Source organism: Thermogutta sp. (genome assembly GCF_039793925.1).
GTDB lineage: Bacteria > Planctomycetota > Planctomycetia > Pirellulales > Thermoguttaceae > Thermogutta.
Window position 1 is genome coordinate 1 of record NZ_JBAMME010000069.1, and the last position, 1,505, is coordinate 1,505.

Consider the following 1,505-nt stretch of genomic DNA (forward strand, 5'->3'; position numbering starts at 1 on the left):
GCCTTTGTCCGAAGACAGTTCACAGGCTGGATGGTGGCCACTCGCGAAGCTGAACGCCCCAGTCCAGATGCAGGTTCGGGGCGATACCGCCGATCAGCCAGTCGAGATCCCCTTGCGTGAAGAATTGCTGGTATTCAAACTAAGCGGCGAGCTTGATCAGGGGCGGAAGGTCGAGCGGATCTCGTCGGGTTCGTACCTCGTCATTGTTCCGGAGACCTGGCAGAGAGACGAAGAGAAGGCGGGCACTGCGCCGACAACGCCGGAGCCTGTTTTTCTAGATGGCTACTTGGCGCATTTCTTCGAGCTATCTGAAACGGCTCCCCTCTGCATCGCATTCCGCGACGATCAGGGGAAGCACATCACCATCGGGTCTGGCGGTCCTCAGTTTCGCCTCGTCGGCCAAGAGATCCAAGACGGCAGCGAAGGGATCGGACCGCTCTTTGGAGGACTACCACCCGGGATTTGCATAGCGAACGGATGCTGGGAGGACGTCCGAACGATTGTGGTAGGACAAGAGGGAACTGGGCGCCGGCGCTGGCGAAAGAGTTTCGAACCAGAGGCGCACCAGGCGCAACAGAGGTTGCCTGACGAAGTCCTCGAGAGAAAAGCCGGTTGGTATTTCCTCCGCTTTTACGATGACAGCAACACGTTGATCGACAGCCTCGACTTCCGCTTTGTTGCTGGGCTGAAGGCGATTGCCATTCCTGCGGCTGGCTCTGCCCCCTCCACGGACGGGCATGTGGCGCAGACGGTCGAGATCGTGCACGATGCTGGCTATCGCGTTACGCTGTTGGACCCACAATGCCCCGGTCTCGAGGTGGAGGAGAGCGCCGGCAAGACTATTGTAACGATCCCACCAAAGGCCGAGTGCGACCGTACCCGTTGGCGGATCCACCCGCCTAACGGCAATGGACAGGCAGTGGAATTTACCCTCCTGATTGAAAGGATCTGGTGGGCGCTTGGGGAAGAAGGCAAGGAACCCCTCCAGTGGGGGGATAGACCCGTTGAACTTACTGCTCAAGATTTCACTGCCGCCTCTGGCCGGGCTGTTTGGCTACGGTTGCCGAAACCACGGTGGGTTAAGAACATCTACGCCGGTTTTTGGCGAGAGCATGCGCGCAAGTTTCCGGTGAAGGTAACTGATAGCACCGTTCCCATTCCGCTTCGTGATTTCTCAGGCGCGCAGGAACTCGCTCATCGAGTCCACGATCACAAGTTCAAGGTCTGGCTGGAGGCTGGACAAGGCACCCACGAAGTCACTGTCGCAGTCCTACCAGCAGTAGATCAAATGACGCCAGAAGTGATCGGATGGGGAAGGTATAAGACCGCCATTGCGAGAGCGCAATTAAGGAAAGGCTCTGGTAAGTTAAACGTCAACGGCGTGCTCGTTGGTCAGTACTTCCCTCAAGCTCCACACAAAGCACAATTCTTCTTGCGGAGATTGTGCGCATTGCCGGCGGTTAAGCAGACGTTGTCGAAGTTGGACGTAGATGTCACGGTTCGAG

Annotated in this window: 1 protein-coding gene; it reads left to right on the forward strand. The window is 57.5% G+C overall.

The window, feature by feature from the left end:
- Positions 1–112: 112 nt before the first annotated feature.
- Positions 113–1,505: 30S ribosomal protein S9 (rpsI, locus tag ABJK56_RS02105; RefSeq protein WP_347243012.1), on the forward strand; the 1,393-nt coding region annotated here is incomplete at its 3' end.